This window comes from Planktothrix sp. FACHB-1355, assembly GCF_014748295.1.
GTDB classification, from domain to species: domain Bacteria; phylum Cyanobacteriota; class Cyanobacteriia; order Cyanobacteriales; family Aerosakkonemataceae; genus Aerosakkonema; species Aerosakkonema funiforme_A.
The window spans coordinates 1-3,413 of sequence record NZ_JACJUP010000788.1; the positions used below are offsets into that span (position 1 = coordinate 1).

Consider the following 3,413-nt stretch of genomic DNA (forward strand, 5'->3'; position numbering starts at 1 on the left):
CTCAACTTTTATCTATCGAGTCGATCGCGTCAGTAAAACTTTACTCTTAGGAGTTTAGACATCGCACCTGCGGTGCGATAGTCTAAACTCCAGTTCTTTAGCCCAGAAATGCAAGAGTTCGTCTTGCCTTATGAGGCAGTAAGGCAGGCAAGCGATCCAGACGCAATGGTGCTAAGTTTTTTGCAAAGCACTTATGAAGCAGCAGCGAATTTAGGGCATTGGGAGCGGGCGGCGTTGGATTACAATCCAGTAATGAAGAGTTAGTTTTTCTGTTCTAGAAAGCGAATCTGGTGGGAGTTGCATCCACCAGAATTAATTTTTTGACCCTAAGTCAAACCAATTCAAAATTCAAAATTATTAATTCAAAATTACAATCAGTGGAGCTTCTGACCCACCACTGATTGTAGACCACTGAATTTTGATTCAGTGGGAGCCTGTACTCGGAATTAATTAATTTAAAATCAATTTTCTTATTAATTTTGAATTTTGAATTCAAAAAAGGTCAAGTTTTGGCAATTAAGCCAAACATAAAGCATCTATCGATACTAAATTTATGAAGCAATTGCCGATAAACCGAATCTTAAAAATAGATTCGACTGTCGTCGCTTCAGTTGTGAAGTAAAGCTAGGAGCGCCAATCATGGCTAAAGTTAAAACTCAAACACCAATGCAAAAGCAATTCGCAGAAAGCTATGAAGAACAACGTAAAGAAATGTTTCTTCATGTCGCACGCGAACTGACAGGTCGTGCCAAGCAACGACAATTACCAAAAGGTAAAGCATTGGATTGGGAGAAGTTTAACGAGTATTTCAACAACTTCTATGCCGAACATACGGCTGATGAAATACTTGATGAACTTCTGAGCAACTGCTATTGGCTTGCATCCGAACAAGCCATAATCGAATTGCACTTCCGTTACGTGCAAGATGCAGTAAAAGCATCCAAACGTAATGCTAAAGATGAAGACGATGATGATAATGACGACTTCATCAAATAAAGCTCAACTCGATTAATCAAAAAGCCGCTTTAAGCGGTTTTTCTTTGACCCCCCACCCACCCAGTCAACGAGAAACAGCTAACGCTGTTAGTACGAAAAGTGCAAATGGTTCAAGTGATGAATTTTATGCTAAGTGCGCTCCTACAATTCTACGCTCTGAAATCTTACGTTTCTGCAATCCTATGCTCCTACAATTCTACGCTTCTGCGCTCTGGAATCCGACGTTCCTGCAATCCTATGCTCCTACGATCGATTTGAATCCCCTTGATTTAATCTTTCAAACTACATTGTCTAAAACGAATTCAGCGACTTCATTGTTTACTAATTAAACAGGCGACTATTGTCGCTTTTGTGATGAAGTAAACTTGGTAAAAACCATGCAAACTGTTAACTTCATCGGCTACGAATGCGAAATCAAAGTTAGTCGCTACGATCGTGGCACATCTCCTTGTCTGCGTTTAGTAAATACCGAAGGAATGCCTGTAGCAACAGCCACTATCAATGTGCCTGAACTTCAATTACCGCCTGATTTTGTTGTCATAAAAAATTATGCGGAAAATGAAGGAATTTTGCCAGCACTGGTAGCTGCTCAAATTGTACATCCAACTGGGCAAACAGTGCCAGTCGGTCACTGCATTGGCTATATCTGTCAACTAGCTCCTGAAGTATTAGCACAACTGCCATCTGTTGAACTTAATAATATTAAGCTTTAAAACCTTTTGGCAAAAAGATAAAAACTCCGCACGACTGCGGAGTTTTTTATGCAGATGCTACTAGCAGTAAAAATGATGATTTGGCTAGCGCCGCACTTAATAAGTAGCTTTTATCTGCTTAAACAGCGAATGACATCGATAATGTTTACCGATAAAGCTGATTAAAAATCAATTGTTATTAGGAGACATACCAATGATGACTTTTAACGATCGCCCCATCGAATTAACAACATTTGAGACAAATTATTTGCTGTCTTCAACTGGTTTTCTCATTCGTCCAGTGCAACCACGACCACTAGGTAAATCTAAGGAATCTCCTCTTGATGGTCAATGGTTAGCCAAACCATTTATGATTGACAACATTCCGTTACTGCTGCCTAGTATTGCGGATCTTCCAATCGAATGCCCTTGGGGTAAAGTAGGAGAAATCTTACACATATCCGCTCCATTAGTTAAGCTAATTATCGCTAGTATTGAAGTCGAACAACTTAGCAATATATCAGAAGAAATTGCTCGGATGACTGGGATATCCCCTCTGCATAATACGACTTCATATCAAGCTGCTATTCAGGTTTACCTACTCCAAAGGTGGCTTGATCTGAAAACTGATTCTTGGGTTTGGGTGATTCAAACTATACCTGCTTAGTTTTGAATTAGCGATCGTACTTAAGAATTTGAAACTAGCAAGTACCAATTCAGTTGCTTTGCTGCCAATACTTCTAAAGGGTCAACTCCAAGGTTTTAAGTTAAGGGCAGATTTAATTTCTAGCGGCGATCGCCGCTACCCTAAAAAAGATTGAGTGAACGCAAATGTATCAAGAATTGCAAGATTTACTGACTTTCGCAATCGAAGCGGTAGCCATTATAGGGTATGGTGGCATCTTCGCTCACTACATTTTCACCACCGCTTTTGCTAAAAAGCCAGCATCGGTATCATCTGAAACCATACCAACTGTATCTACCAACGAAACAGGGCAACAAACAAAAACAGAAAAAACAGATGCTACAGACACAACAGACATAAGCTCTACAAAGATCGCAACAGAAACACTGGACACAAGTAGTACAAATACCAATTGTACTACTCTTGACTTGCCAGAATTAGGTCAAATTGAGAAACTTACACTTCGCCAATGCCGTGCAGTTATTCGCTCACTTAATACTACACTGCCAAAAAGCGATCGCATTAGACTTAAAATTAACGGTAAGGATGCGCCAACATCTTGGTTGCGATCGCAAATTAGGAAACATTTAGAAGATAAGCAAGACCAAATTGCACCAATAATTGACCAAATGCAAGCAAGCTAGTTAAAACGGCGAGTGCCAGAATCTGAGTGTAATTATTGCCTATTCCAGCATGATTAACATCCGAAGATACAATTCCAAACTACTCAACAAACCTGGTGTTTTGTACTGTGGTCGAGGTCGTACTATTGAAGACCTCGGCCTCGGTAATCCCTTCAGTCATAAACCAGGAATAGCAAGATTTCGAGTTAAAACATTAGCAGAATCTCTTGACTGTTACCAAGCTTGGCTGCATAAATTGCTAAAAGCGTACCAGAAACAACAAACTCGCAAATTGGAAGGTTGGGAGAGAGCTTATTTGAGGCGAGTTATTAAGCTGGCTAAAGACATTGACGATGGTGTAGTAACTGACTTAATGTGTTTTTGCATTGACTTAGAAAATTATCAACCAGATGATTC

Annotated in this window: 5 protein-coding genes and 1 pseudogene; all 6 read left to right on the forward strand. The window is 39.8% G+C overall.

Annotation, left to right across the window (positions count from 1 at the left end):
• Positions 1–105: 105 nt before the first annotated feature.
• Positions 106–264: pseudogene (locus H6S82_RS24845) on the forward strand (DUF5996 family protein); the annotation flags it as partial.
• 375 nt (positions 265–639) lie between these two features.
• On the forward strand, positions 640–996 hold the full coding sequence (locus tag H6S82_RS24850) for a hypothetical protein (protein ID WP_190475092.1): 357 nt from the start codon (positions 640–642) through the stop codon (positions 994–996).
• Positions 997–1,373: 377 nt separating this feature from the next.
• On the forward strand, positions 1,374–1,709 hold the full coding sequence (locus H6S82_RS24855) for a hypothetical protein (RefSeq protein WP_190475094.1): 336 nt from the start codon (positions 1,374–1,376) through the stop codon (positions 1,707–1,709).
• A 193-nt stretch (positions 1,710–1,902) separates the two neighbouring features.
• Positions 1,903–2,355, forward strand: coding sequence for a hypothetical protein (locus H6S82_RS24860; RefSeq protein WP_190475096.1), 453 nt, complete (start codon positions 1,903–1,905; stop codon positions 2,353–2,355).
• Positions 2,356–2,519: 164 nt separating this feature from the next.
• Positions 2,520–3,017, forward strand: coding sequence for a hypothetical protein (locus tag H6S82_RS24865; RefSeq protein WP_190475097.1), 498 nt, complete (start codon positions 2,520–2,522; stop codon positions 3,015–3,017).
• Between the two features lie 100 nt (positions 3,018–3,117).
• A partial coding sequence (locus H6S82_RS24870) for a hypothetical protein (protein ID WP_206756894.1) occupies positions 3,118–3,413 on the forward strand: 296 nt, incomplete at its 3' end.

What these genes read in the sequence shown, in the direction of transcription:
- H6S82_RS24850 (WP_190475092.1), top strand. Translation starts at nt 640, where the DNA reads ATGGCTAAAGTTAAAACTCAAACACCAATGCAAAAGCAATTCGCAGAA.
- H6S82_RS24855 (WP_190475094.1), top strand. Translation starts at nt 1,374, where the DNA reads ATGCAAACTGTTAACTTCATCGGCTACGAATGCGAAATCAAAGTTAGT.
- H6S82_RS24860 (WP_190475096.1), top strand. Translation starts at nt 1,903, where the DNA reads ATGATGACTTTTAACGATCGCCCCATCGAATTAACAACATTTGAGACA.
- H6S82_RS24865 (WP_190475097.1), top strand. Translation starts at nt 2,520, where the DNA reads ATGTATCAAGAATTGCAAGATTTACTGACTTTCGCAATCGAAGCGGTA.